The following is a 25,878-nucleotide window of genomic DNA, read 5'->3' on the forward strand; positions in this document are numbered from 1 at the left end:
AGGGCCCCCGGCGCGGGGTGCGCCGGGGGCCCTTCGGGGAGCGGTGAGGGGTTACGCGATCACTTCACGGCGCCGGCGGTCAGACCGGCCACCACCTGCCGCTGGAAGATGATGTACGCGGCGAGGACCGGGAGCATCGCCATCACGAGGCCGGCGAAGAGCCCGGACCAGTCGCCCTTGTAGCCCTGGCTGACCGCGAGCTGGACGAGTCCCTGCGAGAGCACCTTCCGCTCGGGCTCGGTGTTGAGCACGGTGGGCAGCAGGTACTGGTTCCACTGACCCAGGAAGTTGAAGATGCCGACGCTGATGAGGCCGGGCTTGGCCATCGGCAGCATCACCTGGAAGAAGGTCCGGGAGTGCGAGGCGCCGTCGACGAAGGCCGCCTCCGCCACCGAGGTCGGCAGGGTGCGGAAGAAGGCGGTCAGGAAGAAGACCGTGAACGGCAGCGAGTACGCGATGTAGACGAGGATCAGGCCGTGCAGCGTGTTGAGCAGGGCCATGTTCTGCATGACGTAGAACAGCGGCACGAGCGCCAGGATGATCGGGAAGCTCATCCCTCCGATGAAGAGGAAGTAGATGAAGCGGTTGCCCGGGAACTCGAAGCGGGCCAGGACGTAGGCCGCCATCGAGCCGAGGAGCAGGGTCCCGAGGAGCGAGCCGCCGACCACCAGGAGAGTGTTCAGGAAGTAGTCGCTCATGTGCGCCTCGGTCCAGGCGCGCGACCAGTTCTCGAAGTGCAGCCTGTCGGGGAGGGACCACGGGGAGGTGAAGATCGCCCGGTCGGTCTTGAAGGAGGTCATGACCGCCCAGAGCAGCGGCATGACGACCATGATCGCCCAGATGATCAGTACGCCGTGCGAGAAGACGTTGAGGGCCGCACCCTCGGCCTTGGCGGTCCTCCGGGGCGCGGGCGCCGCCGCCTTGGTGACCACGGGCCCGGACCCGCCCGGGGAGCCGGGGGTCTCGACGCCGGTGGGGACAGTGTCGGTCGTCTTCATCAGAACTCCAGCCGCTCGCGCCGGCCCACCTTCATCACGACGGCCGCGAAGGCCAGCGTGACGACGAGGAGCGCGACACCGATGGTCGTGGCGTAGGCGGCCTGACCGTCCCGGAACGCCTTCTGGTACACGTACAGCGGGAGGACGATCGTCGAGTAGTCCGGCCCGCCGCCGCTGGGGCCGACGGTCATGATCTGGACCACGGCGAAGGACTCCGCGCCGAGCGCGAGGATGCCCATGTAGATCCAGCCGGACTGCACGGTGTCCCAGAGCAGCGGCAGCGTGATCTTGAAGAAGGTGGTGAAGCGGTTCGCGCCGTCGAGGAGTGCCGCCTCGTAGAAGTCCCTCGGAATGGACGCCATGCCGGCCGAGAAGAGGACGACGAAGAATCCGACCGTGGACCAGACGAGTACCACCATCACACAGATGAGGGCGAGGTCCGGATCTCCGAGCCAGTCCGGCTGGACGCTGCCGAGACCGACACCCTGCAGAACGGAATTGATGGCTCCGCTATTCGGGTTGTACGCGAACTGGAAGAGCAGCGCCACGATCGCGATCGACAGCACCTGCGGGAAGAAGTAGACGATTTTGTAGAAGGACGAGCCGCGCACGCCCGCGATGGCAGCGCCCCTACGGCGCCGACCGCCGACATTGAGCATGAAGGCGAAGAACAGCGCGAGGCCGACGGTCACGAGCGGGAGCACCACCGCGAAGACCAGGCTGTGCTGGAGCGATTTCCAGAAGATCTCGTCGTCCAGCATTCTGCTGTAGTTGTCGACCCCGACCATCCCGAATTCGGGGCTCAGTCCCGTCCAGTCCGTGAAGGAGTAGTAGATGGACTGGATGAAGGGCCAGATGACGAACAGCGCGTACAGCGCGAGGGGGGCCGCCAGGAACCCCACGATGAAACGGTATTTGCCGTGTTGCATGTCCTACCGACCCCGATCTTCCCGCGGAGGCGCGCCGCTGGTGCCGCGCGCGAAGGGCCCGGGGCCCGCTCCCGGTCGGCGGGAAGGGGCCCCGGCACAGCTCACTGGTGCTTGTAGTGCTTGATCGAGGAGTCCTTGGCCGCGTCGTCGGCGAACTTCTGGATCTTCTTGATCGTCTCGGCCGGGGTGGCGCGCCCGGCCATCATCTCGCCGAGACCGGCCACACCGATCTTCTCCTTCTGGAGGGCGACGTACCAGTCCTGGAGGCGCGGGTTGACCACGTTCTGCCCGGCCTTCTCCAGGGCCGCGACCCCGGACTTCAGGCCGGGGGTCAGCTCGATGCCCTCGGTGCCGCCGTTGAGGGCGGTCAGGGACTTCACCGACTGGGTGAAGTTCTTCGAGGACGCCTCGCTGAGCATGATGCGCAGCTGCTCCATGCCGCCCTCGGGGTTCGCCGCCTTCGCCGGGACGATGAAGGGCTCGCCGCCGGAGGCCCAGATGGTGCCGAAGGGCATCTTGTCCGAGGCGTCGATGCCGGTCGGGGCGGAGACGGCCAGGCCGAAGTCGGCCGGCATGGTCTTCGCGGCCTCGTTCTCGACCCAGGAGCCGTTCGGGATGAACAGGGCCTTGCCCTCGGTCCAGGCGGTCTGCGACTGGATGTGGTCGAGGCCGGGCGTGCCCTTGAGGATGTAGCCCTTCCGGACGAGCTCGTAGTACGCCTCGAAGCAGGCCTTGACCGCCGGGTGCTCCCAGGCCTTCGGCTCCAGGTTGTCGATGGCGTCCAGGACCTCACGGCCGCCGACCTTGGCGATCATCGGGTAGAGCGAGAACGGGACGTAGTACGGGTGCTTCCCGGCGTACGTCCAGCCCGCGATGCCCTTCTTCTTGGCCTTCTCGCAGACGGCCAGCATCTCGTCCCAGGTCTCGGGGTACTTCGCGTCGAGCGAGTCGAGGAGCTTCTGCGAGTACCAGACGCCGTAGATCGTGTAGGCGTAGTACATGATCCACACCGGGTCGCCGTCGAACTGGCCCATCTCGACGATGCCGGGCCGCAGGGTGTCGCGGACCTTCTTGCTCGGGTCGTCGATGGAGGGCGCGTCGAGGAGCGGGGTGAGGTCCGCCAGCTGCTTCTGGCCGACCAGGACACCCATGTCCATCTGCTCGGCGCCGGAGTTGTCGATGAGGTCCGGCGGGTTGCCGCCGTTGAAGCGCGGCTGGAGCGTCGTGGTGATCTTCTGGGTCGGGGTGAACTTGACCTTCGCCTTCGGATAATTGGTCTCGTAGATCTTGACCGCGTCCTTGGCGTACTGCTGTCCGAATCCGCCGTCGAAGAGGACGAAATCGAGCGGTGCCGACTCGTTCACCGCGAGCGGGTTCTTTTCGGACTTCGTACCCTTCTCGACCTTTCCGTTGCCGCCGCTGTCGCTGCTCGCACAGGCGGAGAGGAAGCCCATCGTCGGTACGGAGATCAGACCGATAGCGGCAGAACGCTTGATCAGATCGCGACGGCCAAGGCCCTCATCGGTGTGTGCGGAGGTGGATCCCATGCTCAAGTCCTCGCCTTCATTCAGGACTCAGGCGGTGTACCGGTCGCCCGTACTCGCTCGCCACAGGCGAAGGGCCCCGCCACCGCGGTCATTTGCAGCCGGGTCGTGCAGGCGTCGGGCCGTCGTGTGATGGAAACGACTGGCTGGACGCCGACAGGTATAGTCCACTTCCCTTCATCCGAGCAAGATCGAAACCAGGTTTCGGCAGCCATCTTTCCCGAGTTGAGACCTCCGGGATAAGCACGGCGGATCTGCGGCGTTTCGTCCAACCATCCGTGCGTCGACACCCTTGACACCGCCTCAGGACTACCCGTACTGAGGGGTCCTGGCATGCCCCTTTCGCCACCACTCAGACAAAGCGTGCAAAGGGTACGCATGAACGGGATCGAAACAGTTGTGTCACAGACCCCCCGCCCGGTGAAGGTCCTGTAAGAACGATCCGGGATCATAAAGGTCCGCCGTCTTCGCCCTCGTGCGCGGAGGCACGGCGGAAACCTGCCTTGTTCCTCTTGCATCTGGAGTACTACGTGGCCAAGACTTCTGGCCTGAACCGCACGGGCGTCCTGTCCCGTGTGACGGTCGCGGCGATAACCGCGGCACTCGTCGGCACCACCACGGCCGCTGTGGCGGCCGACGCGCCCCAGGGATCGGCGCGGTCCGTCGCCGCCGAGTCGGCGCCCCGCGCCGGCGCGCTCGCCGCCACGGCGAGCGCGGCCGTGACGCCCACCAACGCCCTGTACGGCGTCACCGGCGCCGGCAACATCTACGGCTACGGCACCAACGGTGACGGCAGCCTGACGCCCGCCGAGAAGACCGGCTACGGCTTCCAGTACAAGAAGTTCGTCACCCAGACGGACCTCAACAACAACGGCGAGTCGGACGGTGTCTGGTTCGTCGAGAACAACCGCCTGTACTACGGCGCGTGGAGCCAGAACTCGCGCGACATCGGTGGCGGCTGGGGCATCTACAACCGGGTGTTCTCCGCGAGCAACACCGGTGGCGGCGCCGCCGACGACCTGCTGGCGCGCGACAGCGCCGGTGTGCTGTGGCACTACCTCGGCTACAGCAACGGCAACCTCACCGGCCGGTACCAGGTCGGCGGCGGCTGGCAGATCTACAACCAGCTGACCGGCAAGGGCGACATGACGTCCGACGGCAAGGCCGACCTCATCACCCGCGACACCGCGGGCCGCCTGTTCCTCTTCAAGGGCACGGGCGACTACAAGAAGCCCTTCGCCGGTCGTACGCAGGTCGGCTCCGGCTTCCAGATCTACAACTACCTGCTGTCCGTCGGTGACATGAACTACGACGGCAACGCCGACATGGTCGCCCGTGACGGCGCCGGCGCGCTGTACCTGTTCAAGGGCACCGGCAACGCCGCCTCGCCCTTCTACGGTCGTGTGAAGATCGGTTCGGGCGGCTGGAACGGCTTCCGCATCATGTTCTGATCCGGCCTCCGGTCGGACGCGTGACACATACGCGTGGGCCCCGCTCCTCTTCCGAGGAGCGGGGCCCTTGCCGTTCAGCCGGTCCGGGCGGGTCAGCCGCGGATCAGGTTACGGAGCACGTACTGCATGATGCCGCCGTTGCGGTAGTAGTCCGCCTCGCCGGGGGTGTCGATGCGGACGACCGCGTCGAACTCGACACCGGTGTCGGTGGTGACCTTGACCGTGCGCGGGGTCGTGCCGTTGTTCAGCTCCTCGACGCCGGTGAAGGAGAAGGTCTCCTCGCCGGTCAGGCCGAGGGAGGCCGCCGAGGCGCCCTCCGGGAACTGGAGCGGCAGGACGCCCATGCCGATGAGGTTCGAGCGGTGGATGCGCTCGTACGACTCGGCGATGACGGCCTTGACGCCGAGCAGCGCGGTGCCCTTGGCGGCCCAGTCGCGGGACGAGCCGGAGCCGTACTCCTTGCCCGCCAGGATCGCGAGCGGGGTGCCCTGCTCGATGTAGTTGCGGGAGGCGTCGTAGATGAACGACACCGGACCGCCGTCCTGGGTGAAGTCGCGGGTGTAGCCGCCCTCGGTGCCCGGCGCGATCTGGTTGCGCAGGCGGATGTTGGCGAAGGTGCCGCGGATCATGACCTCGTGGTTGCCTCGGCGCGAGCCGTAGGAGTTGAAGTCACGACGCTCCACACCGTGCTCGGTGAGGTACTTGCCGGCCGGGGTGTCGGCCTTGATGGCACCGGCCGGGGAGATGTGGTCGGTGGTGACCGAGTCGCCCAGCTTGGCCAGGACGCGGGCGCCGACGATGTCGGTGACCGGGGTGGTCTCCATCGTCATGCCCTCGAAGTACGGGGGCTTGCGGACGTAGGTGGACTCGGTGTCCCACTCGAAGGTGTTGCCGGTCGGGATCGGCAGCGCCTGCCACTGGGCGTCGCCCGCGAAGACGTCCTGGTAGGACTTGTTGAACATGTCCTCGCCGATGGCGTTGGCGACGACGTCGTTGACCTCGGCCTCGGTCGGCCAGATGTCCGCCAGGTAGACCGGCTTGCCCTCGGTGTCGATGCCGAGCGCGTCCTTGGTGATGTCCACCTTCATGGAGCCCGCGAGGGCGTACGCGACGACCAGCGGCGGGGAGGCCAGGTAGTTCATCTTGACGTCGGGGTTGATCCGGCCCTCGAAGTTCCGGTTGCCGGAGAGGACCGAGGTGACCGCGAGGTCGTGGTCGTTGACGGCCTTGGAGACCTCCTCCGGCAGCGGTCCGGAGTTGCCGATGCAGGTGGTGCAGCCGTAGCCGACGAGGTTGAAGCCGACCTTGTCGAGGTACGGGGTCAGGCCCGCCTTGTCGAAGTAGTCGGTGACGACCTTCGAGCCCGGGGCGAGGGTGGTCTTGACCCACGGCTTGCGGGTCAGGCCCTTCTCCACGGCCTTCTTCGCGACGAGCGCGGCGGCGACCATGACGTACGGGTTCGAGGTGTTGGTGCAGGAGGTGATGGCCGCGACCGTCACCGCACCGTGGTCGATCTCGTAGGTCGAGCCGTCGGGGGCGGTCACGGTGACCGGCTTCGACGGGGCGCCGTTCGGGGTGTTGGCCGGGGAGTCGGAGGCCGGGAAGGACTCCTTGCCGGCCTCGTCCACGTCGTCCACGTAGTTGCGGACGTCCTGGGCGAACTGCTGGGCGGCGTTCGCGAGGACGATGCGGTCCTGCGGGCGCTTCGGGCCGGCGATGGAGGGGACGACCGTGGAGAGGTCGAGCTCCAGCTTCTCCGAGAAGTCGGGCTCGGCGGCCGGGTCGAGCCAGAGGCCCTGCTCCTTGGCGTACGCCTCGACGAGCGCGACCTGCTGCTCGGAGCGGCCGGTCAGCTTCAGGTACTTCAGGGTCTCGCCGTCGATCGGGAAGATCGCGGCGGTGGAGCCGAACTCCGGCGACATGTTGCCGATGGTGGCGCGGTTCGCGAGGGAGGTCGCGGCGACGCCCTCACCGTAGAACTCGACGAACTTGCCGACGACGCCGTGCTTGCGCAGCATCTCGGTGATCGTGAGGACCAGGTCGGTGGCGGTGGTGCCGGCCGGGAGCTCGCCGGTCAGCTTGAAGCCGACGACGCGCGGGATGAGCATGGAGACCGGCTGGCCGAGCATCGCGGCCTCGGCCTCGATGCCGCCGACGCCCCAGCCCAGCACACCGAGGCCGTTGACCATGGTGGTGTGGGAGTCGGTGCCGACGAGGGTGTCGGGGTACGCCTGGCCGTTGCGGACCATGACCGTACGGGCCAGGTGCTCGATGTTCACCTGGTGGACGATGCCGGTGCCCGGCGGGACGACCTTGAAGTCGTCGAAGGCGGTCTGGCCCCAGCGCAGGAACTGGTAGCGCTCCTTGTTGCGGCCGTACTCCAGCTCGACGTTCTGGCCGAAGGCGTCCGCGGTGCCGAACTTGTCGGCGATGACCGAGTGGTCGATGACCAGCTCGGCCGGGGAGAGCGGGTTGACCTTCGCCGGGTCGCCGCCGAGCTCCTTGACGGCCTCGCGCATGGTGGCGAGGTCGACGACGCAGGGGACGCCGGTGAAGTCCTGCATGATCACGCGGGCCGGCGTGAACTGGATCTCCTGGCTCGGCTGGGCCTGCGAGTCCCAGCCACCGAGGGCCCGGATGTGGTCGGCGGTGATGTTCGCGCCGTCCTCGGTGCGGAGCAGGTTCTCCAGGAGGACCTTCAGGCTGTAAGGGAGGCGCGCGGAGCCCTCGACCTTGTCCAGCTTGAAGATCTCGTACGACTCGTCGCCCACGCGCAGCGTGCTGCGGGCGTCGAAGCTGTTCGCCGACACGACAGTCTCCTTCATCAGTGTGCGCGATTACCGCGCAGCGACAATATGCGGCTGCCGCCGCGTGGTGCCGCCCGACTCCCCGCCGATCCGCTAAGGTAAGACTTAGTTAGGTAACCCTTACCGGGTGGGCGGCTGCGGTGCGCCGTAAGCAGTTATCTCGATGTCGAGATAACTCTAGTGCATCCCCGCCGCTCGGTCATGCCCGGCATGCCTGTCCTCGGTCGGGGATCGGGAACGGAGGCCCGAGTCAGGGGCAGAGCGCCATGACGCGGTCGTCGAAGTCGGGGAACTCGGCCGCGGCCGCCTCCAGGACCGCGGACGCCTCGGCGCGGTGGTCCGGCGCGAAGCGCTCCGCGATGGCCGTCAGCTCGGGGTGGGGGCTCGGCGCCCGGTCGGGTTCGTACGAACAGGCTAGCGATCCAGTGGATCACCGGCGGTCACCGGCGTCGGCGCGCGCCCCTGACCGGCGGAACGTGCGGCGGTAGGCGTCCGGGGGGACGCCGAGGGTGCGGTTGAAGTGGCGGCGCAGGGTCGTGGCCGTGCCCATGCCGGTGGCCGCCGCGATGGCGTCGACGCTGTCCCCGCTGGATTCGAGGAGTTCCTGCGCGCGCCGGATCCGCTGGGTCAGCAGCCACTGCAGCGGCGTGGCGCCGGTCACCGTACGGAAGTGGCGGCCGAGGTGGCGCGAGCTCATGTTCGCCCGGCGGGCCAGGTCCTCGACGGTCAGCGGCTGGTCGAGCCGCTCGATCGCCCACGGGAACAGCTCGGTGAGCGGGTGGTCCTCCTGGGCCGGCACCGGGGCGGTGACGAACTGGGCCTGGCCGCCGGACCGGTGCGGGGGCACGACGAGACGGCGGGCGATCGTGTTGGCGTACGCCGAGCCGTGGTCGAGGCGGACCAGGTGCAGGCAGAGGTCCATCGCGGCGGCCTTGCCCGCGGAGGTGAGCACGGTGCCGTTGTCGACGTAGAGCACGTCCGGGTCGACCTCCACCAGGGGGTGCCGCGCGGCCAGCTCGTCGGTGTGCGCCCAGTGCGTGGTCGCGCGGCGCCCGTCCAGGAGCCCCGCGGCGGCCAGGACGAACGCGCCCGTGCACAGCGAGGCCACCCGCGCGCCCGCCTCGTGGGCCGCGCGCACCGCGTCGACGAGCCCGGCGGGCGGGTCCACGTCGACGTCGGCCCAGCCGGGGACGATCACCGTGCCCGCCTCCGCGAGCCGGTCGAACCCGGCGTCCGGCTCCAGCCGGAACCTGCCGAACCGCACCGGACCGGGCCCGCAGACGGCGAGGTCGTACGACGGGTCGCTGAACACCTCGTGGGCCACGGAGAGTTCGAAGTGCAGCATCCCGTCGGTGACGGCGAGGGCGACGGTTTCCATGTCCGTAATTGTACGGGGCATGTCGTTCCGGACACTGGTCGCGTCCGACGGCCGCTGACAGGCTCTTCGTATCCGAACAGGACAGCAGACGACGGACGATGGACGACGGAGGAACTCATGGGTGCGGTGCGGACGGTCGCGGTCTTCGGTGCGTACGGGCACACCGGGCGTTTCGTGGTGGCGGAGCTGCTGGACCGGGGGTTCGTCCCCGTCCTCTCCGGCCGTGACGCCGGCAAGCTGGCGGAGTTCGCGGCGTCCCGCCCGGAGCTCTCCGGTCTCGAGGCGCGGCCGGCCACGGTCGACGACCCGGCCTCGCTGGACCGCGCACTGGCGGGCGCCGCCGCCGTGATCAACTGCGCCGGGCCCTTCGCGTCGACGGCCGCCCCGGTGATCGAGGCGGCGCTGCGCGCCCGGATCCCGTACGTGGACGTGGCGGCCGAGATCGAGGCCAACGCCGACACCTTCGCCCTCTTCGCGGAGCCGGCCCGCGCCGCCGGGACCGTGGTGATCCCCGCGATGGCCTTCTTCGGCGGCCTCGGCGACCTGCTCGTCACGGCGGCGATGGGCGACTGGACGTCTGCCGACGAGGTGCACGTGGCGTACGGGCTGAGCAGCTGGCACCCGACGGCCGGGACGCGTACGGCGGGAGCGGTCTCCCGGCAGCGCAGGGACGGCCGGCACGTCCGCTTCACGCGGGGGCGGCTTGAGTACGGGGACGCGGCGCCGTCCACCACGCAGAAGTGGGCCTTCCCCGAGCCGCTGGGGGTCAGCCCCGTGATCGGCGACTTCACCATGGCCGACGTCGTCACCGTCCCCAGCCACCTGGCCGTGCCCGAGGTCCGTACGTACATGGCCGTCGCGGCGGCGGAGGACCTCGCCTCCTCGGACACGCCGGCCCCGGCGGCGGTCGACGAGCGCGGGCGGTCCGCGCAGACCTTCCTCGTGGACGTGGTGGTGCGCTCCGGGGACGAGGAACGGCGGGCGGTGGCACGCGGCCAGGACATCTACGCCGTCAGCGCGCCGCTCGCGGTGGAGGCGGTCGCCCGGGTGCTCTCGGGGCGGACGAGGACGGTGGGAGTGACGGGTACGGCCTCGGCGGGGGCGGTCGGCGTGGGCTCGGCGGGGGCGGTCTTCGACGCGGCCGACTTCCTGCGCTCCCTCTCCGCACACCTCTCGGTCGAACTGCCGTAGGGGGAGGCGGCCCGACGGGGGTCGCTCCCCGTACGGGCGCGGAACGATTGCCGCCCCCGTACGGGAGGCCGAGGATCGAGGCATGTTCAGCGGCGCGCATGTGATCGTGTACACCCGGGACGCGGAGGCCGACCGGGCCTTCCTGAAGGACGTGTTCGGCTTCGAGCACGTCGACGCCGGGGGCGGCTGGCTCATCTTCAAGCTGCCACCGGCCGAGATCGCGGTGCATCCGACGTCGGAGGAGCCGAAGCACGAGGTGTACCTCATGTGCGAGGACCTCACCCGGACCCTGACGACGCTGGAGGACCGGGGCGCGGAGATCTCACGCGCCATCAGCGACCAGGGCTGGGGGCTGCTCGCCGCCGTCCGGCTGCCGAGCGGCACGGAACTCCCCCTGTACGAGCCGCGCCACCCCACCGCGCACGGCCTGTCACCCTGATGGCCTACCCCGATGATCAGGACATCTCATATCTGAGATAACGTGACGCCATGGCAGACGACTACCTCGTACGCATCGGTAAGCTCATCCGTGACGCCCGGCAGCACCGCGGCTGGACGCAGACGCAGCTCGCCGAGGCCCTGGCCACGAGCCAGAGCGCCGTCAACCGGATCGAGCGCGGCAACCAGAACATCAGCCTTGAGATGATCGCCCGGATCGGCGAAGCCCTCGACAGCGAGATCGTGTCCCTGGGGTACGCGGGACCGATGCACCTCAGGGTCGTCGGCCGCCGCCGGCTCTCCGGTTCCATCGACGTCAAGACGAGCAAGAACGCCTGTGTCGCGCTGCTCTGCGCCTCCCTCCTGAACAAGGGCCGCACGGTCCTGCGCCGGGTCGCCCGCATCGAGGAGGTCTTCCGGCTCCTGGAAGTGCTGAACTCCATCGGGGTGCGCACCCGCTGGGTGAACGACGGCGTCGACCTGGAGATCGTGCCGCCGGCCGAGCTGGACATGGACTCGATCGACGCCGAGGCCGCGATCCGCACCCGCTCGATCATCATGTTCCTCGGGCCGCTGCTGCACCGCATGGACCGCTTCAAGCTGCCGTACGCCGGAGGCTGCGACCTCGGTACGCGCACGATCGAGCCGCACATGATCGCGCTGCGCCGCTTCGGTCTCGACGTCACGGCCACCGAGGGCATCTACCACGCCCAGGTCGAGCGCTCGGTCTCCCCCGGCCGCCCGATCGTGCTGACCGAGCGCGGCGACACGGTCACCGAGAACGCGCTGCTCGCCGCCGCCCGCCACGACGGCGTGACCGTCATCCGCAACGCCTCCTCCAACTACATGGTCCAGGACCTGTGCTTCTTCCTGGAGGCGCTGGGCGTACGGGTCGACGGCATCGGCACCACCACGCTGACCGTGCACGGCGTGCCGCAGATCGACGTGGACGTCGACTACTCCCCCTCCGAGGACCCGGTCGAGGCGATGAGCCTGCTGGCCGCCGCGGTCGTCACGGAGTCGGAGCTGACGATCCGCCGGGTCCCGATCGAGTTCATGGAGATCGAGCTCGCGGTCCTGGAGGAGATGGGCCTCGACCACGACCGCTCGGCCGAGTACGCGGCGGACAACGGCCGCACGCGCCTGGTCGACCTGACGGTCCGCCCCTCCAAGCTGGAGGCGCCGATCGACAAGATCCACCCGATGCCGTTCCCGGGCCTGAACATCGACAACGTCCCCTTCTTCGCCGCCATCGCCGCGACGGCCCAGGGCAAGACCCTCATCCACGACTGGGTCTACGACAACCGCGCCATCTACCTCACCGACCTCAACCGCCTCGGCGGCCGCCTCCAGCTCCTCGACCCCCACCGCGTCCTGGTCGAGGGCCCCACCCGCTGGCGCGCCGCCGAGATGATGTGCCCCCCGGCCCTGCGCCCGGCGGTGGTCGTCCTCCTGGCGATGATGGCGGCGGAGGGCACGTCAGTCCTCCGGAACGTGTACGTCATCAACCGCGGCTACGAGGACCTGGCGGAACGCCTGAACTCGATCGGCGCGCAGATCGAGATCTTCCGGGACATCTAGTCGAAGCAGCGGAAGCCCCCGCCAGGTACCGGCGGGGGCTTCTCACTTCAGTTCCGGTGGGCGGGGAGCCGCTGCGGGGCAACGTGGCCCCGGTTCCGGAATCGTCGCACCGGCGCCCGGTGCTCAGACCGGTGGTGGTACCCCGCCCTTGAGGCGTTCGATGTCCGAGGCGCGGACCTGGATGACGAAGAGGGCGATCAGGGCGCCGACCACGGCGAAGATCGCCGCTGTGATGAAGCCCGCGGAGACGCCGGCCGTGAGGACCTCGTCGCCCCAGGGCGGGGGGAGTTGGCCCGTCTCGGCGAACTGGGCCTTCTCCTGCGGGCTCGCCTGGGCGAGGAAGGCGGGGACCTGCTGGTCCGCCTCGTTGCGGCTGGCCGTGCCGAAGACCGTGACCAGGATCGACAGGCCCAGCGAACCGCCCACCTGCTGCATCGCGTTGAGCAGGCCGGACGCGGCGCCGGAGTCCCTGGGTTCGACGTTGGACAGCGCCATGATGGTCAGCGAGACGAACATCAGGCCCATGCCGAAGCCGAAGACGAGGATCGGACCGAGGATGCTGCCCAGGTAGGTGGAGCTCACGTCGGTCAGCGTCAGCCAGGAGAGGCCCGCCGCGGCGAGGACCGAGCCGACCACCATGAACGGTTTCGGCCCGTACCGGGGCAGGAGGTTGGACGTGAGCCCCGCGCCGACCGCGATGATCGCGCTCACGGGCAGGAACGCCATGCCGGTCTTCAGCGGACTGAAGGCCAGGACCTGCTGCACGAACAGGGTGAGGAAGAAGAACATCCCGAAGATCGCCGCCGCCAGGCACAGCATGATCGCGTAGGTGCCGGAACGGTTGCGGTCGGCGAACATCCGCAGCGGCGTGATGGGTTGCTGGGAGCGCCGCTCGACGAGGAGGAACACGGCCAGGAGCACGACCGCCGCGACGAACGAGCCGATCGTGTACGGGTCGCGCCAGCCCTCCTGGGCGGCGCGGATGAACCCGTAGACCAGCGCCACCATGCCGAGCGTCGAGGTGAGGGCGCCGGTGAGGTCGAAGTGGCCGGGGCGCCGGGCCGACTCCTTGACGTGGCGGGGCGTGAGGAAGGCGATGAGCACGGCGATGGGCACGTTGACGAAGAAGATCCAGCGCCAGTCGAGCCATTGGACGAGCATGCCTCCGGCGACCAGGCCGATCGCGCCACCACCGGCCGAGACGCCCGCGAAGACGCCGAAGGCCCGGTTGCGTTCCGGGCCTTCATCGAACGTCGTGGTGATGAGGGAGAGCGAGGTCGGGGAGGCTATCGCGCCGCCGACGCCCTGGAGCGCGCGGGCCGCGAGGAGTTGCCATTCGCTCTGCGCGAGTCCGCAGAAGAGCGAGGCGAGTCCGAAGAGCAGCACGCCGAAGATGAAGACGCGCCTCCTGCCCAGGATGTCGCCGGCTCGGCCGCCGAGCAGCAACAGGCCGCCGAAGGTGAGGGTGTAGGCGTTGACGACCCAGGCGAGGCTGGTGGTGGAGAAGTCCAGCGCGGTCTGGATGTGCGGGAGCGCGATGTTCACGATCGTGATGTCGAGGACCACCATCAGCTGGCAGGACGCGATCACGAACAGGGCGATGCCCTTGCCGTCCCCACCGCTCTTCGGAGCGGCGGTCGGTGCCGGTGTCGTCGGCTTGGGGTTACTCATATGGCGCCTCGGGTTCTCGCCGGGTGAGTGTCCGTGGGCCGGTCAGTCCACCTTTCGACACTAAGCCCGGCCCACTCGGGTGACCAGTTGATCAAGCGTGGGCGGGCTCGTCCAGGACCGCGAAGCCGTCGAGTTCCACCCGGGCCTGTTCGTCCCAGAGGCGTACGACCCCGATGACGGCCATCGCCGGGTAGTCGCGGCCCGCCAACCTGCGCCAGACGCGGCCGAGTTCATGGGCGTGCTCGCGGTAGTCGGCGACGTCGGTGGTGTACACGGTGACGCGGGCGAGGTCGGCGGGGGTGCCGCCGGCGTGCCGGAGGGCGGTGAGCAGATTGGCCAGGGCGGTGGTGAACTGCTCGGTCAGGGTGTCCCCCACGACGGCGCCCTCGCTGTCGAGGGCGGTCTGTCCGGCGAGGAAGACGAATCGGGTGCCGGTGGCGGTCACGGCGTGGGAGAAGCCGCTGGGCGGGGCGAGTTCGGCGGGGTTGTGCCGGTGCAGACTCATGGGGACGGTGCCTCCTCGTGCGGGGTCGCGTCCGTGGCGGACCTCGGGGGTCGTGTCTCCTCGCGGTGGGACGCGTACAGCTCCTTCGCGATGATGGTGCGCTGGACCTCGGTGGCTCCCTCGTAGATGCGGGGTGCGCGGACCTCGCGGTAGAGGTGTTCCAGGAGGTGGCCGCGTTGCAGGGCGCGGGCGCCGTGGAGTTGGACGGCGGCGTCGACGACGAACTGGGCGGTCTCGGTGGCGAGCAGTTTGGCCATGGCGGAGCGCCGGGGCACGTCCGGATCGCCGTCGTCGTACGCCGCGGCCGCCGCGTACACGAGGAGGCGGGCGGCCTCGGTACGGGTGGCCATCTCGGCGATCCGGTGCGCGACGGCCTGGAGGTCGGCGAGGTGGCCGCCGAAGGCGGGGCGGGCGGCGGTGTGGGCGAGGGCGGCGTCCAGGGCGGCCTGGGCCATGCCGACGGCGAAGGCCCCGACGCTGGGCCGGAAGAGGTTGAGGGTGTGCATGGCGACCCGGAAGCCCCGGTCGGGTGCGCCGAGGATGTCCTCGGGGCCGACGGGCACGCCGTCGAAGGTGAGGGTACCGAGGGCGTGCGGGGCGAGCATGTCGAGGTGCTCGCCGCCGAGGCCCGGCCGGTCGGCGGGGACGAGGAAGGCGGTGACGCCCCGGGAGCCCGCGTCCCGGGTGGTGCGGGCGAAGACGGTGGCGAAGTCGGCCTCGGGGGCGTTGGAGATCCACTGTTTCTCGCCGTGCAGCCGCCAGCCGCCGCGCCCGTCGGGGACGGCGTCGAGGGCGAGGGCGGCCGCGTCGGAGCCCGCGCCCGGTTCGGAGAGGGCGAAGGCCGCGACGGCCCGCCCGGCGGTGACCTCGGGGAGCCAGCGGGCGCGCTGCGCGGGGGTGCCGAAGGCGGCGACGGGGTGGGCGCCGAGGCCCTGGAGGGCGAGGGCGGTCTCGGCCTCGGTGCAGGTCCGGGCGAGGGATTCGCGCAGGAGGCAGAGGTCGAGGGCGCCCGCGTCGAAGAGACGGGCGAGGAGGCCGAGTTCGCCGAGGGCGGCGACGAGGGGGCGGTTGACCCGGCCGGGTTCGCCCTTCTCGGCGAGGGGCCGCAGGCGTTCGGCGGCGAGGGTGCGGAGCTCCGCACACCAGGTGATCTGTGCCGTATCGAGCGAGAATGCGGGCATGTGGGCCCTCTCTGACACCCTCGGGCGTCGTCGTCCCTGCGCCGTGGGGCGCTGCCGTCCCGGCGCCGCTGGGCGCCGTCGTGCCGTCGTCGGGCGTGGCCGGCCCCTGACCGGGGGATCCTGCCGTCCCGGCGCGGCCCGGCGGCTTCCCGCGGGCGGTCCCGGGCACCCTTGTCGCGAACCGTTGACTGCCGTCACCCACACGATACGCTCGTGGGGCGACGGGCGACCCCACCACGACAGGGGGACGGACTCATGGAGCTGACACCCTCGGGCCACCTCGACACCTTCGCCCGCGACCGGCTTCCGCCGCCGGACCGGTGGCCCCGCCTCGTCTTCGACCTCCCGGAGCTGGCCTACCCCGACCGGCTCAACTGCGGCGCGGAACTCCTCGACCGTACGGTGGAGCGGTTCGGCGCCGACCGTCCCGCCTTCCACGACGGCGAGGGCGGCGTCTGGAGCTACGGGGAGCTCCAGGACCGGGTCGACCGCATAGCCCACGTCCTCACCTCCGACCTGCGGGTCCGCCCCGGCAACCGGGTCCTGCTGCGCGGCCCGACCACCCCCTGGCTCGCCGCCTGCTGGCTCGCCGTGATGAAGGCGGGGGCGATCGCCGTCACCGTCCTGGCCCAGCAGCGCGCCCCCGAGCTGGCCGTCATGGCGGACGCGGCCCGCTGCAGCCACGCCCTCTGCGACGCCCACGCCCTCGACGAGCTCCTCGCGGCCCGGATCCCGGGGCTCCGCGTCACCCCTTACGGCGGGGACGGACCGGACGACCTCCTCGCCCTCGCCGCCCGCCGCCCCGGCCCCTACCCGGCGGTGGCGACGGCCGCCGACGACGTGGCCCTGATCGCCTTCACCTCCGGCACGACCGGGCAGCCCAAGGGCTGCGTCCACTTCCACCGGGACGTCCTGGCCGTCGCCGACACCTTCTCCGCGCACGTCCTGCGCCCGCTGCCCGACGACGTCTTCGCCGGTTCGCCGCCGCTCGCCTTCACCTTCGGCCTCGGCGGCCTCGTCGTCTTCCCCCTGCGGGCCGGGGCGAGCGCGGTCCTGCTCGAACAGGCCGGGCCCAAGCAGCTGCTCGCCGCGATCGAGCGGCAGCGGGTGTCGGTGCTCTTCACCGCCCCGACGGCGTACCGGGTCATGCTCGACGAGCTGGCCCTCGGCACCGCCCCCGACGTGGGCTCGCTGCGCCGCTGCGTCTCGGCCGGCGAGAACCTGCCGGAGGCCACCTGGGCGGCCTGGTACCGGCACACGGGGCTGCGCCTCATCAACGGCATAGGCGCGACCGAACTGCTGCACATCTTCATCTCCGCCGCCGACGGCGACATCCGCCCCGGCCGCACCGGTCGCCCGGTGCCGGGCTGGCAGGCCAGGATCACGGACCGTGACGGCCGGGAGGTCCCGGACGGCGAGGAGGGCCTGCTCGCGGTGCGCGGCCCGGTGGGCTGCCGCTATCTGGCCGATCCCCGCCAGTCCGAATACGTACGGGAGGGCTGGAACGTCACGGGCGACACGTACGTCCGCGAGCCCGACGGCTGGTTCCGCTACGTCTCCCGGGCCGACGACATGATCATCTCGGCCGGGTACAACATCGCGGGACCCCAGGTCGAGGAGACGCTCCTCGACCACCCCGACGTCCTGGAGACGGCCGTGGTGGGCCGGCCGGACGAGCTGCGCGGCCAGGTCGTCGTGGCCTACACGGTGGTACGGGACGGTGTGCCGCGCGACGCCACCACGGCCGCCGCGCTGCGGGCCTTCGTCCGCGCCCGCCTCGCCCCGTACAAGTCGCCCCGCGAGATCGTCTTCCTGGACGCCCTGCCCCGCACGCCGACGGGCAAGCTCCAGCGCTTCCGGCTGCGGGACCAGGTATGACCCGGCACGACACGTGCGCCACCCCCTAAAGTGATCACTGTGGCCGAGCAGCACACTCCCCGATCCCTGATCGTCTCCCTCTACGGCGCGTACGGCCGTGCGCCCGACGGTGCGCCGGTGCCGGTGGCCGCGCTGATCCGGCTGCTCGCGGTGCTCGGGGTGGACGCGCCCTCCGTGCGTTCCTCGGTGTCGCGGCTGAAGCGGCGCGGGCTGCTGCTGCCGGGCCGTACGGCGGACGGGGCCGCCGGGTACGCCCTCTCGGAGGACGCCCGCCGGCTCCTGGACGACGGCGACCGCCGTATCTACGCCCGTACGGAGCCGAAGCTGTCCGAGGGCTGGGTCCTCGCCGTGTTCTCGGTGCCCGAGGCCGAGCGGCACAAGCGCCATCTGCTGCGCTCCCGGCTCGCCCGGCTCGGGTTCGGTACGGCGGCGCCGGGCGTCTGGATCGCGCCCGCGCGGCTGTACGAGGAGACCAGGAACGCCCTGGAGCGCCTGGAGCTGTCCCCGTACGTGGATCTCTTCAGGGGCGACCATCTGGGGTACGCGGCGACCGCGGACGCCGTGGCCCGATGGTGGGACCTGCCGGCGATCGCCGCGCTGCACGAGGAATTCCTCGCGGCCCACGGGCCGGTGCTGCGGGCCTGGCGGGCGGCACCGGCGGGCCCCGAGGACGCCTACCGGGACTACCTCCTCGCCCTGGACTCCTGGCGCCGGCTGCCGTACGCGGACCCGGTGCTGCCGGCGGAGCTCCTCCCGGACGACTGGCCCGGCCGGCGCTCGGTGGAGGTGTTCGCGGCCCTGCACGAGCTGCTGCGGGACCGGGGCGCGGAGTTCGTGCGCCCGGTGCTCGCGGCGGGCTGAGTCGTCCTGGAGACGGTCCGAGGTCCCGGACCGGGCGGGTCAGTACCAGGTCTGGTTGTCGCCCCAGTGGCAGTCCCACTGGGTGGCCGGGGCGCCGTTGTCGGTGCGCCAGCCGCCTATCTCGAGGCACTTGCCGCTGTTCACGTTGACGAGGATGGACGTCCTGTCCTCGCCGTCCGCCTCGTAGACGTTCCACTGCTGGTTGGCGCCGCCGTGGCAGTCCCACTGGCCGATCTGGGCCCCGTTGGCCGTGGACCAGCCCTTGACCTCCAGGCACTTGCCACTGTTCTTGTTGTAGATGAGCTGCCCTGAGCCGTGCGGCACGCCCATCCACAGCTGGTTGTTCCCGACGTGGCAGGCCCACTGGTTGACACCGGCTCCGTTGGCGGTGGACCAACCGCCCACTTCCAGGCACTTGCCGGTGTTGTAACTGGCCAAGAGGTTCCACCGTGACAGGTCGACGACGGCCGCCGCGGGCGAGGCGGGCAGGCCCACTGTGATCAGCAGGGCGCCGCCGGCGGCGCCCAGGGCGCGGCGGAGGTTCTTGGCAGTTCTGAATCGCATGGGTGTTCTCCTTGAGGCTGCGGGTACGGACTAGTACCAGTACTGGTTGAGGCCCTTGTGGCAGTCCCACTGGGTGGCCGGGGCGCCGTTGTCGGTGCGCCAGCCGCCTATCTCGAGGCACTTGCCGCTGTGAACGTTGACGAGGGTGACGATGCGTTCGCCCGCGTACTGCATGGACCACTGCTGGTTGGCGCCGCCGTGGCAGTCCCACTGGCCGACCTCGGCGCCGTTGGCCGTGGACCAGCCCTTGACCTCCAGGCACTTGCCGCTGTTCAGGTTGTAGATGAGGTAGCCGCTTCCGTAGAAGCTCCCGGTCCATTTCTGGTTGGCACCCGTGTGGCAGTCCCATTGGCCGACACCGGCTCCGTTGGCGGTGGACCAGCCGGCGACTTCCAGGCACTTGTTGCTGTTGATGTTGATGATCAGGTCCGACCGCGACAGGTCGAGGGCGGCGGCAGCGGGTGAAGCGGGCAGGGCGAGGGAGATGAGCAGGGCGCCCACGGCCGCACCCAGGGTGCGGCGGAGGTTCTTGGCCGTCTTGAATCGCACGGTGTTCTCCTGGCGGGTGGCGGTGTGGTCTAGTACCAGTCCTGGTTCAGGCCGCCGTGGCAGTCCCACTGGGTGGCCGGGGCGCCGTTGTCGGTGCGCCAGCCGTTGATCTCCAGGCACTTGCCGCTGTTCACGTTGACCAAAGTCGCGATGTCGCCGGCGCCTTCGAAGCGCACCATCCACTGCTGGTTGACACCGCCGTGGCAGTCCCACTGGCCGATGGCGGCGCCGTTGGCCTTGGACCAGCCCTTGACCTCCAGGCACTTGCCGCTGTTGCTGTTGTAGATGAGGTAGCCGCTCCCGTAGGGGGTCCCCGCCCAGGACTGGTTGGCACCGACGTGGCAGTCCCACTGGTTGACGCCGGCGCCGTTGGCGGTGGACCAACCGCCCACCTCCAGGCACTTGCTGCTGTTGAGGTTGGACAGCCAACGCCACTGGGACAGGTTCACGGCGGCGGCGGGGGAAGTGGGCAGGGCGAGGGAGACGAGCAGGGCGCCGCCGGCGGCGCCCAGGGTGCGGCGGAGGTTCTTGGCTGCCTTGGATCGCATGGTGTTCTCCTTGCGGGACGACGGTGTGGTCTAGGACCAGAACTGGTTCTCGCCCCAGTGGCAGTCCCACTGGGTGGCCGGGGCACCGTTGTCGCCGCGCCAGCCGCCTATCTCCAGGCACTTGCCGCTGTTCACGTTGATCAGGGCGAAGTGGTGGTAGCCCTGGTGCACCTTCCACTGCTGGTTGGCGCCGCCGTGGCAGTCCCACTGGCCGATCTGGGCACCGTTGGCCGTGGACCAGCCCTTCACCTCCAGGCACTTGCCGCTGTTCTTGTTGTAGATGAGGTTTCCGCCGCCGTAGGGGACGGCGAGCCACTTCTGGTTGTCGCCGTCGTGGCAGTCCCACTGGTTGACGCCGGCGCCGTCGGCGGTGGACCAGCCGCCCACCTCCAGACACTTGTTGCTGTTGAGGTTGACCACCGTGTCCCAGGACAGGCCGAGGGCGGCAGCGGGGGAAGTGGGCAGGGCGAGCGAGATCAGCAGGGCGCCGCCGGCGGCACCCAGGGCGCGGCGGAGGTTCTTGGCAGTCGTGAAGCGCATGGTGTTCTCCTGGAGGACGAGATCGCGAGCGAGGGAGGGGAAGAGGTCAGGCCCAGACCTGGTTGTCGCCCCGGTGGCAGTCCCACTGGGTGGCCGGGGCGCCGTTGTCGGTTCTCCAGCCGCCGATCTCCAGGCACTTGCCGCTGTGCACGTTGGTCAGGAGCAGGACACCCTCGCCCAGGACCTCCGACTTCCACTGCTGGTTGGCGCCGCCGTGGCAGTCCCACTGGCCGATCTGGGCACCGTTGGCCGTGGACCAGCCCTTGACCTCCAGGCACTTGCCGCTGTGCGCGTTGTAGATGAGCCGGCCCTGACCGTAGGGGATGCCCTTCCACTTCTGGTTGTTGCCGTCGTGGCAGGCCCACTGGTTGACACCGGCCCCGTTGGCCGTGGACCAGCCGCCCACCTCGAGGCACTTGGCGCTGTTCCAGTTGGCGAGCCAGTACCACTCGTTCAGGTCGGCGGCGGTGGCGGACGCGGTGGGCAGCGCCATCGAGATGAGCAGCGCGCCGCCGGCGGCGCCCAGGGCGCGGCGGACGGACTTGGCGATGGACAGGCGCACGGAAATATCCCCTCATACGTACAATCAAGATTGATTTTTTGGTCCACATGGGACAAAGCGGCGCCATCTCTTCAACCCTGTCGACAAGGCGTTGATGGCGCGGGGTCAGAACCAGACCCGGCGACAGCAGGAACTTCCCGGTCGTGACGCTCGGCGTGCCGCTGCTGACTGTCCGGAACCGATTAAACCCGCCCGACGGCGCCGCGACTGTGCGATTCGTGCACGGTTATTCGATATTCCGTGCAGACCGTCCGAGGGCATGCCGAGGCGCCGGGGGGTGTCACCCGGGGGGTGTCACCCCCGGCCCCGGCCGCCCTTGGACGGTGTCCGGGAACGCAGGCGCGCACGGTGTTCGGTGGGGGTGATCCCGTAGGCCTCGCGGAATCCCCGGCTGAAACCGGTGGCGCTCGAGAAGCCCCAGCGCGCGGCGATCGCCTGAACGGGCTGACCGTTCAGGTCTTCGCGCGCGAGGTCGGCGTGGGCGCGCTCCAGCCGGCTTCGGCGGATGTGTGCCGCGAGGGTCAGGGGCTGGTCGCCGAAGAGGACGTAGAGACGTCGCAGGGACATGTTGTGCCGATCCGCGATCATCTGGGGAGTCAGCCCCGGGTCGCCGAGATTGTTCTCGATGAAGCGGTGAATCCGCTGCAGGGTCTCCTGCGCACGGGCCTCGCCATGCGCCTGGCCGGGGTCACCGAGCTGCCGAGCGAGGAACGCCGTGGCCAGGTCGAGGGCGACGGACCCCATCCCGCGCAACTCCTCCGGGCGACAGGCCGGGGCGTGCGAGAGCAGCGTCCTCAGGAAGCCGGCGAGGATCGCCCCGGACCCCGTGTCCGCGGCCATGCTCCGCGCGAGGAGGCAGTCCATCCGGTCCGGGCGCAACGCCACGGCCTGACGGGGAATCTGCATGACCACCGACTCGATCTGCCCGCCCACGCATGTCCCCTCACTCGGTCGTGAGGTGTCCGTGAGTACGAGTCCCCCCGCGACCACCGACTCGTTGCGCCGCTGGGAGATCCTCAAGGACCCCTGAGTGACGAGCGCCAGTTGCAGGTGCTCGGGATCGCCGCGCCGGACATGGGACGAGGTGCGGCGTGATATCACGGGTGAGCAGGCCACGACAGACAGCCGCACCACGCCGAGATCCAGGTCTGTGATGCTCGCCCGGAAGTCGGCCGCGTTGCGGGTGCTGAGCGCGATGGGCATCACATCGGTCGACACCGTCTCGCAGAACCAGTCGAACTTGCTCTCACGTGCCCCGACAGCATCCGACGCCACCGGCAGTTCCATAACGATCCCCCACGCCTCGACGTGGCGGAGCTCCAGCCTTGACCGGCCGTCGCACCGCCATGTTTCACCCCCGTCGCGCCATGATCATTATGAGACTTCACGACAGACTCAGGTGCCACGGCCCGTGGGGGGTGGGCGGCGGCCCGCGCGGTACGGGGCGGGCCAGGGCGCGGCCGGGCCCTCGTAGCCCTGTTCGACCGCGGCGTGCAGGGTCCAGTGGGGGTCGTAGAGGTGCGGGCGGGCCAGGGCGCAGAGGTCGGCGCGGCCGGCGAGCAGCAGGGAGTTGACGTCGTCCCACGAGGAGATCGCGCCGACGGCGACGACGGGTATGCCCACCTCGTTGCGGATCCGGTCGGCGTACGGGGTCTGGTAGGAGCGGCCGTAGGCGGGGGTCTCGTCGGCGACGACCTGGCCGGTGGAGACGTCGATGGCGTCGGCGCCGTGGTCCGCGAAGGCGCGGGCGACGGCGACGGCCTCCTCGTCGGTGGTGCCGCCCTCGGCCCAGTCGGTGGCCGAGATCCGGACGGTCAGGGGGCGCTCGTCGGGCCACACCTCCCGTACGGCGTCGAAGACCTCGAGCGGGAAGCGCAGCCGGCTGTAGAGGTCGCCGCCGTACGCGTCGGTGCGGTGGTTGGTGAGGGGGGAGAGGAAGCCGGAGAGCAGGTAGCCGTGGGCGCAGTGCAGTTCGAGGAGGTCGAAGTCGCAGCGGGCGGCCCTCCGGGCGGCTGCCGTGAACTCCTCGCGGACGGCCGTGAGCCCGGCGCGGTCGAGGGCGCGGGGGGTCTGGTTGACGCCCGGCCGGTACGGCAGGGGGGAGGCGGCGACGAGGGGCCAGTTGCCCTCGGGGAGGGGCTGGTCGATGCCCTCCCACATGCGCCGGGTGGAGCCTTTGCGGCCGGAGTGGCCGAGCTGGACGCCGAGCGCGGTGCCGGGCGCCTGGGCGTGGACGAAGGTGGTGATCCTGCGCCAGGCGGCGGCCTGGGTGTCGGACCAGAGGCCGGTGCAGCCGGGGGTGATCCGTCCCTCGGGGCTCACGCAGACCATCTCGGTCATGACGAGTCCGGCGCCGCCGAGGGCTCTGGCGCCCAGGTGGACGAGGTGGAAGTCGCCGGGGACGCCGTCCTCGGCGACGTACAGGTCCATCGGGGAGACGAGGATCCTGTTGCGCAGGGTGAGGCCGCGGAGCCGGAACGGCGTGAACATGGGCGGGGTGCCGGGCGGGCAGCCGAAGTCGCGTTCGACGGCACTGGTGAGGGCCGGGTCGCGGAGCCGCAGGTTGGCGTGGGTGACGCGGCGGCTGCGGGTCAGCAGGTCGAAGGCGAACCGGCGGGGCGGCCGGTCGACGCGGCCCGCGAGCTCCTCGAACCAGTGGAGGCTGGCGGCGGCCGCGCGCTGGGTGGACGCGACGACGGGACGGCGCTCCGTCTCGTAGGCGGTGAGGGCGTCCGCGAGGGCGGGGTGCCCGTCGACGCTGTGCGCCAGGGCCAGGGCGTCCTCGACGGCCAGTCTGGTGCCGGAGCCGATGGAGAAGTGCGCGGTGTGGGCGGCGTCGCCGATGAGCACGGTGTTGCCGTACGACCACCGTTGGTTGACGACGGTGCGGAAGGCGGTCCAGGCGGAGTTGTTCGCGCGGAGTTCGCGGCCGCCGAGCGCCTCGGCGAAGATCTTCGCGCAGCGGGCGGTGGACTCGGCCTCGTCGAGCTCGTGGAATCCGGCCGCCCGCCAGACCTCCTCGCGCATCTCGACGATGGCGGTGGAGGCGCCGGCCTCGTACGGGTAGGCGTGCAGCTGCATCACGCCGTACTCGGTCTCGGCGATCTCGAAGCGGAAGGCGTCGAAGGCGAAGTCCGCGGCGAGCCAGATGTAGCGGCAGCGGTGGGTGGTGACCGTGGGGCGGAAGTGCGCGGCGTGGGCCTCGCGGGTGCGGCTGTGCACGCCGTCGGCGGCGACGACCAGGTCGTGACCGGCGGCGAGGACCTCGGCGGGCGGGGCCTCGGTGCGGAAGCGGAGCCGTACGCCCAGGTCGGTGCAGCGGGCGTGGAGGATCTCCAGGAGGCGGCGGCGGCCGAGGGCGGCGAAGCCGTGGCCGGTGGAGCGGGTGCGGTGGCCGCGGTGGACGATGTCGATGTCGTCCCAGCGGACGAGATCGCGGCGGAGCGCCTCGTGGACGACGGGGTCGGCGTCCCGGATGCCGCCGAGGGTCTCGTCGGAGAGGACCACGCCGAAACCGAAGGTGTCCGAGGGCGCGTTCCGCTCCCAGACGGTCACGTCGCGGCCGGGGTCGAGCCGTTTGAGCAGGACCGCGGCGTAGAGCCCGCCGGGCCCACCCCCGACGACGGCGATCCTCGACGGCCGGGCCACGGCTAGCGGCCCCGCCATTTCGGGGGGCGTTTCTCGGTGAAGGCCGCGTGGAACTCGGCGTAGTCGGCGCCGTTCATCAGGAGGGCCTGGGTGGCCGCGTCCATCTCGATCGAGGCGGCGAGCGGCATGTCGAGTTCGGCGGTGAGCAGGGCCTTCGTCTGGGCGAGGGCGAGGGCGGGGCCGTCGGCGAGGCGGCGGGCGAGGGCGGTGGCCCGCTCGGCCGCACGGCCCTCCTCGGTGAGCTCGGAGAGCAGGCCGATGCGTTCGGCCTCGTCGGCGTGGACGGGTTCGCCCAGCATGAGGAGCCGGGTGGCGTGGCCGAGTCCGACGACCCGGGGCAGCAGATAGGCCGCGCCCATGTCGCCGCCGGAGAGGCCGACCCGGGTGAAGAGGAAGGCGAACCGGGTGGTGGGGTCGGCGATCCGGAAGTCGGCGGCGAGGGCGAGGACGGCCCCGGCGCCGGCGGCGACGCCGTGGAGGGCGGCGACGACCGGGAAGGGGCACTCGCGCAGGGCCCGCACGACCTGGCCGGTCATCCGGTTGAAGTCGAGGAGCTGGGCGGTGTCGAGGGAGAGGGTGGCGCCGATGATCTCGTCGACGTCACCGCCGGAGCAGAAGCCCCGGCCCTCGCCGTCGAGGACGAGGGCGCGGACGGTCCGCTCGCGGGAGAGCTCGGCGAGGAGGTCGCGCAGGTCGGCGTAGGCGCCGAAGGTGAGGGCGTTGAGTTTCGCGGGGCGGGCGAGGGTGACGGTGGCGACGCCCCGGTCGATGTCGAGGCGCAGATGGCGCCAGTCCGCGGTGCGGGGGGTGGAGCCGGTGAAAGGGCTCATCGGGAAGGGCCTCCTTCCTCCGCTCGGAGGGTATCACCGTACTGTGACTGTCGTCACGACTACGCGATAGAGGAGGGATCCAAGGCCCTGGCCCGGTGTGACGGAGGTCCCTTCCGCCGAGGGAGGGGCGCCTCTGGAATCAGGAATTCCAGATCGTAGGGTGGAAACCAGGACGTCTCGGGATCCCCCACCCCTCGCACTCCACCCCCACCCGCCCCCACTCG

Annotated in this window: 22 protein-coding genes; 6 read left to right on the forward strand and 16 right to left on the reverse strand. The window is 70.4% G+C overall.

Annotated features, from left to right (window positions below):
* Positions 1–59: 59 nt before the first annotated feature.
* The 3 genes from AMK29_RS25895 to ngcE form a co-directional block, all read right to left on the reverse strand.
* Positions 60–998 carry a carbohydrate ABC transporter permease gene (locus AMK29_RS25895; protein WP_073817521.1) on the reverse strand — a complete coding sequence of 313 codons (939 nt, stop codon included), beginning with the start codon at positions 996–998 and terminating at the stop codon, positions 60–62.
* Positions 998–1,927 (reverse strand): carbohydrate ABC transporter permease, encoded by a 930-nt coding sequence (locus tag AMK29_RS25900; RefSeq protein ID WP_073817523.1) that lies wholly within the window; start codon positions 1,925–1,927, stop codon positions 998–1,000. The genes AMK29_RS25895 and AMK29_RS25900 overlap by 1 nt, the downstream gene beginning before the upstream one ends.
* Before the next feature lie 101 nt (positions 1,928–2,028).
* Positions 2,029–3,474, reverse strand: a complete 1,446-nt coding sequence (gene ngcE, locus AMK29_RS25905; RefSeq protein WP_073817526.1) for an N-acetylglucosamine/diacetylchitobiose ABC transporter substrate-binding protein — start codon at positions 3,472–3,474, stop codon at positions 2,029–2,031.
* A 527-nt stretch (positions 3,475–4,001) separates the two neighbouring features.
* Between ngcE and AMK29_RS25910 the strand changes: the two genes are divergently transcribed.
* Positions 4,002–4,922 carry an FG-GAP repeat domain-containing protein gene (locus tag AMK29_RS25910; RefSeq protein WP_073817881.1) on the forward strand — a complete coding sequence of 307 codons (921 nt, stop codon included), beginning with the start codon at positions 4,002–4,004 and terminating at the stop codon, positions 4,920–4,922.
* Positions 4,923–5,014: 92 nt separating this feature from the next.
* Here the strand turns inward: AMK29_RS25910 and acnA are convergent, their stop codons facing one another.
* Both acnA and AMK29_RS25920 read right to left on the reverse strand, forming a co-directional pair.
* A complete protein-coding gene (acnA, locus tag AMK29_RS25915; protein WP_073817528.1) occupies positions 5,015–7,732 on the reverse strand; it encodes an aconitate hydratase AcnA in 2,718 nt (905 codons plus the stop codon).
* A 427-nt stretch (positions 7,733–8,159) separates the two neighbouring features.
* Entirely contained in the window at positions 8,160–9,107 is a 948-nt protein-coding gene (locus AMK29_RS25920) for a helix-turn-helix domain-containing protein (RefSeq protein WP_073817530.1), read from the reverse strand.
* 117 nt (positions 9,108–9,224) lie between these two features.
* Here AMK29_RS25920 and AMK29_RS25925 point away from each other — a divergent pair, with 117 nt between their 5' ends.
* From AMK29_RS25925 to AMK29_RS25935, 3 genes are all read left to right on the forward strand, one after another.
* The gene (locus AMK29_RS25925; RefSeq protein WP_073817532.1) at positions 9,225–10,298 is read left to right on the forward strand and encodes a saccharopine dehydrogenase NADP-binding domain-containing protein; all 1,074 of its coding nucleotides are present in this window, start codon (positions 9,225–9,227) and stop codon (positions 10,296–10,298) included.
* 82 nt (positions 10,299–10,380) lie between these two features.
* Complete coding sequence (locus AMK29_RS25930; RefSeq protein ID WP_073817534.1) at positions 10,381–10,737, forward strand: VOC family protein; 357 nt, start codon at positions 10,381–10,383, stop codon at positions 10,735–10,737.
* A gap of 50 nt (positions 10,738–10,787) precedes the next feature.
* Complete coding sequence (locus tag AMK29_RS25935) at positions 10,788–12,317, forward strand: helix-turn-helix domain-containing protein (protein WP_073817537.1); 1,530 nt, start codon at positions 10,788–10,790, stop codon at positions 12,315–12,317.
* Positions 12,318–12,440: 123 nt separating this feature from the next.
* On the opposite strand, the gene AMK29_RS25940 is transcribed toward AMK29_RS25935, so the two are convergent.
* The 3 genes from AMK29_RS25940 to AMK29_RS25950 all read right to left on the reverse strand — a co-directional run bounded on the left by AMK29_RS25940 (position 12,441) and on the right by AMK29_RS25950 (position 15,674).
* Positions 12,441–13,988, reverse strand: coding sequence for an MFS transporter (locus AMK29_RS25940; protein ID WP_073817539.1), 1,548 nt, complete (start codon positions 13,986–13,988; stop codon positions 12,441–12,443).
* A 91-nt stretch (positions 13,989–14,079) separates the two neighbouring features.
* On the reverse strand, positions 14,080–14,493 hold the full coding sequence (locus AMK29_RS25945) for a RidA family protein (RefSeq protein ID WP_073817540.1): 414 nt from the start codon (positions 14,491–14,493) through the stop codon (positions 14,080–14,082).
* Positions 14,490–15,674 (reverse strand): acyl-CoA dehydrogenase family protein, encoded by a 1,185-nt coding sequence (locus tag AMK29_RS25950; protein WP_073817543.1) that lies wholly within the window; start codon positions 15,672–15,674, stop codon positions 14,490–14,492. Before AMK29_RS25950 ends, AMK29_RS25945 begins: the two co-directional genes overlap by 4 nt.
* A gap of 255 nt (positions 15,675–15,929) precedes the next feature.
* Between AMK29_RS25950 and AMK29_RS25955 the strand changes: the two genes are divergently transcribed.
* Both AMK29_RS25955 and AMK29_RS25960 read left to right on the forward strand, forming a co-directional pair.
* Entirely contained in the window at positions 15,930–17,552 is a 1,623-nt protein-coding gene (locus AMK29_RS25955; RefSeq protein ID WP_073817545.1) for an AMP-binding protein, read from the forward strand.
* A gap of 39 nt (positions 17,553–17,591) precedes the next feature.
* Positions 17,592–18,413: a PaaX family transcriptional regulator gene (locus tag AMK29_RS25960; protein WP_073817546.1), complete on the forward strand. Its 822-nt coding sequence runs from the start codon at positions 17,592–17,594 to the stop codon at positions 18,411–18,413.
* Between the two features lie 39 nt (positions 18,414–18,452).
* Here AMK29_RS25960 and AMK29_RS25965 read toward each other — a convergent pair whose 3' ends face one another.
* From AMK29_RS25965 to AMK29_RS26000, 8 genes are all read right to left on the reverse strand, one after another.
* Positions 18,453–18,977: an RICIN domain-containing protein gene (locus tag AMK29_RS25965; protein ID WP_073817549.1), complete on the reverse strand. Its 525-nt coding sequence runs from the start codon at positions 18,975–18,977 to the stop codon at positions 18,453–18,455.
* A 30-nt stretch (positions 18,978–19,007) separates the two neighbouring features.
* Positions 19,008–19,526 carry an RICIN domain-containing protein gene (locus AMK29_RS25970; RefSeq protein WP_158071358.1) on the reverse strand — a complete coding sequence of 173 codons (519 nt, stop codon included), beginning with the start codon at positions 19,524–19,526 and terminating at the stop codon, positions 19,008–19,010.
* A gap of 29 nt (positions 19,527–19,555) precedes the next feature.
* On the reverse strand, positions 19,556–20,074 hold the full coding sequence (locus tag AMK29_RS25975) for an RICIN domain-containing protein (protein ID WP_073817551.1): 519 nt from the start codon (positions 20,072–20,074) through the stop codon (positions 19,556–19,558).
* A gap of 30 nt (positions 20,075–20,104) precedes the next feature.
* On the reverse strand, positions 20,105–20,614 hold the full coding sequence (locus AMK29_RS25980) for an RICIN domain-containing protein (RefSeq protein WP_073817554.1): 510 nt from the start codon (positions 20,612–20,614) through the stop codon (positions 20,105–20,107).
* A gap of 46 nt (positions 20,615–20,660) precedes the next feature.
* Positions 20,661–21,176: an RICIN domain-containing protein gene (locus tag AMK29_RS25985; protein ID WP_073817555.1), complete on the reverse strand. Its 516-nt coding sequence runs from the start codon at positions 21,174–21,176 to the stop codon at positions 20,661–20,663.
* Positions 21,177–21,470: 294 nt separating this feature from the next.
* On the reverse strand, positions 21,471–22,463 hold the full coding sequence (locus AMK29_RS25990; protein WP_073817558.1) for a helix-turn-helix domain-containing protein: 993 nt from the start codon (positions 22,461–22,463) through the stop codon (positions 21,471–21,473).
* Between the two features lie 108 nt (positions 22,464–22,571).
* Positions 22,572–24,842, reverse strand: a complete 2,271-nt coding sequence (locus tag AMK29_RS25995; RefSeq protein WP_073817559.1) for a bifunctional salicylyl-CoA 5-hydroxylase/oxidoreductase — start codon at positions 24,840–24,842, stop codon at positions 22,572–22,574.
* Complete coding sequence (locus tag AMK29_RS26000) at positions 24,827–25,654, reverse strand: enoyl-CoA hydratase family protein (protein WP_073817561.1); 828 nt, start codon at positions 25,652–25,654, stop codon at positions 24,827–24,829. Before AMK29_RS26000 ends, AMK29_RS25995 begins: the two co-directional genes overlap by 16 nt.
* Between the last annotated feature and the right edge of the window lie 224 nt (positions 25,655–25,878).

This window comes from Streptomyces sp. CB02261 (genome assembly GCF_001905665.1).
Taxonomy (GTDB): domain Bacteria; phylum Actinomycetota; class Actinomycetes; order Streptomycetales; family Streptomycetaceae; genus Streptomyces.

Coding starts and splice junctions, on each gene's coding strand:
- AMK29_RS25955 (WP_073817545.1), top strand. CDS start 15,930: ATGGAGCTGACACCCTCGGGCCACCTCGACACCTTCGCCCGCGACCGG.
- AMK29_RS25965 (WP_073817549.1), bottom strand. CDS start 18,977: ATGCGATTCAGAACTGCCAAGAACCTCCGCCGCGCCCTGGGCGCCGCC.
- ngcE (WP_073817526.1), bottom strand. CDS start 3,474: ATGGGATCCACCTCCGCACACACCGATGAGGGCCTTGGCCGTCGCGAT.
- AMK29_RS25920 (WP_073817530.1), bottom strand. CDS start 9,107: ATGGAAACCGTCGCCCTCGCCGTCACCGACGGGATGCTGCACTTCGAA.
- AMK29_RS26000 (WP_073817561.1), bottom strand. CDS start 25,654: ATGAGCCCTTTCACCGGCTCCACCCCCCGCACCGCGGACTGGCGCCAT.
- AMK29_RS25900 (WP_073817523.1), bottom strand. CDS start 1,927: ATGCAACACGGCAAATACCGTTTCATCGTGGGGTTCCTGGCGGCCCCC.
- AMK29_RS25935 (WP_073817537.1), top strand. CDS start 10,788: ATGGCAGACGACTACCTCGTACGCATCGGTAAGCTCATCCGTGACGCC.
- AMK29_RS25895 (WP_073817521.1), bottom strand. CDS start 998: ATGAAGACGACCGACACTGTCCCCACCGGCGTCGAGACCCCCGGCTCC.
- AMK29_RS25940 (WP_073817539.1), bottom strand. CDS start 13,988: ATGAGTAACCCCAAGCCGACGACACCGGCACCGACCGCCGCTCCGAAG.
- AMK29_RS25945 (WP_073817540.1), bottom strand. CDS start 14,493: ATGAGTCTGCACCGGCACAACCCCGCCGAACTCGCCCCGCCCAGCGGC.
- AMK29_RS25980 (WP_073817554.1), bottom strand. CDS start 20,614: ATGCGCTTCACGACTGCCAAGAACCTCCGCCGCGCCCTGGGTGCCGCC.
- AMK29_RS25975 (WP_073817551.1), bottom strand. CDS start 20,074: ATGCGATCCAAGGCAGCCAAGAACCTCCGCCGCACCCTGGGCGCCGCC.
- AMK29_RS25950 (WP_073817543.1), bottom strand. CDS start 15,674: ATGCCCGCATTCTCGCTCGATACGGCACAGATCACCTGGTGTGCGGAG.
- AMK29_RS25990 (WP_073817558.1), bottom strand. CDS start 22,463: ATGGAACTGCCGGTGGCGTCGGATGCTGTCGGGGCACGTGAGAGCAAG.
- AMK29_RS25995 (WP_073817559.1), bottom strand. CDS start 24,842: ATGGCGGGGCCGCTAGCCGTGGCCCGGCCGTCGAGGATCGCCGTCGTC.
- AMK29_RS25925 (WP_073817532.1), top strand. CDS start 9,225: ATGGGTGCGGTGCGGACGGTCGCGGTCTTCGGTGCGTACGGGCACACC.
- AMK29_RS25930 (WP_073817534.1), top strand. CDS start 10,381: ATGTTCAGCGGCGCGCATGTGATCGTGTACACCCGGGACGCGGAGGCC.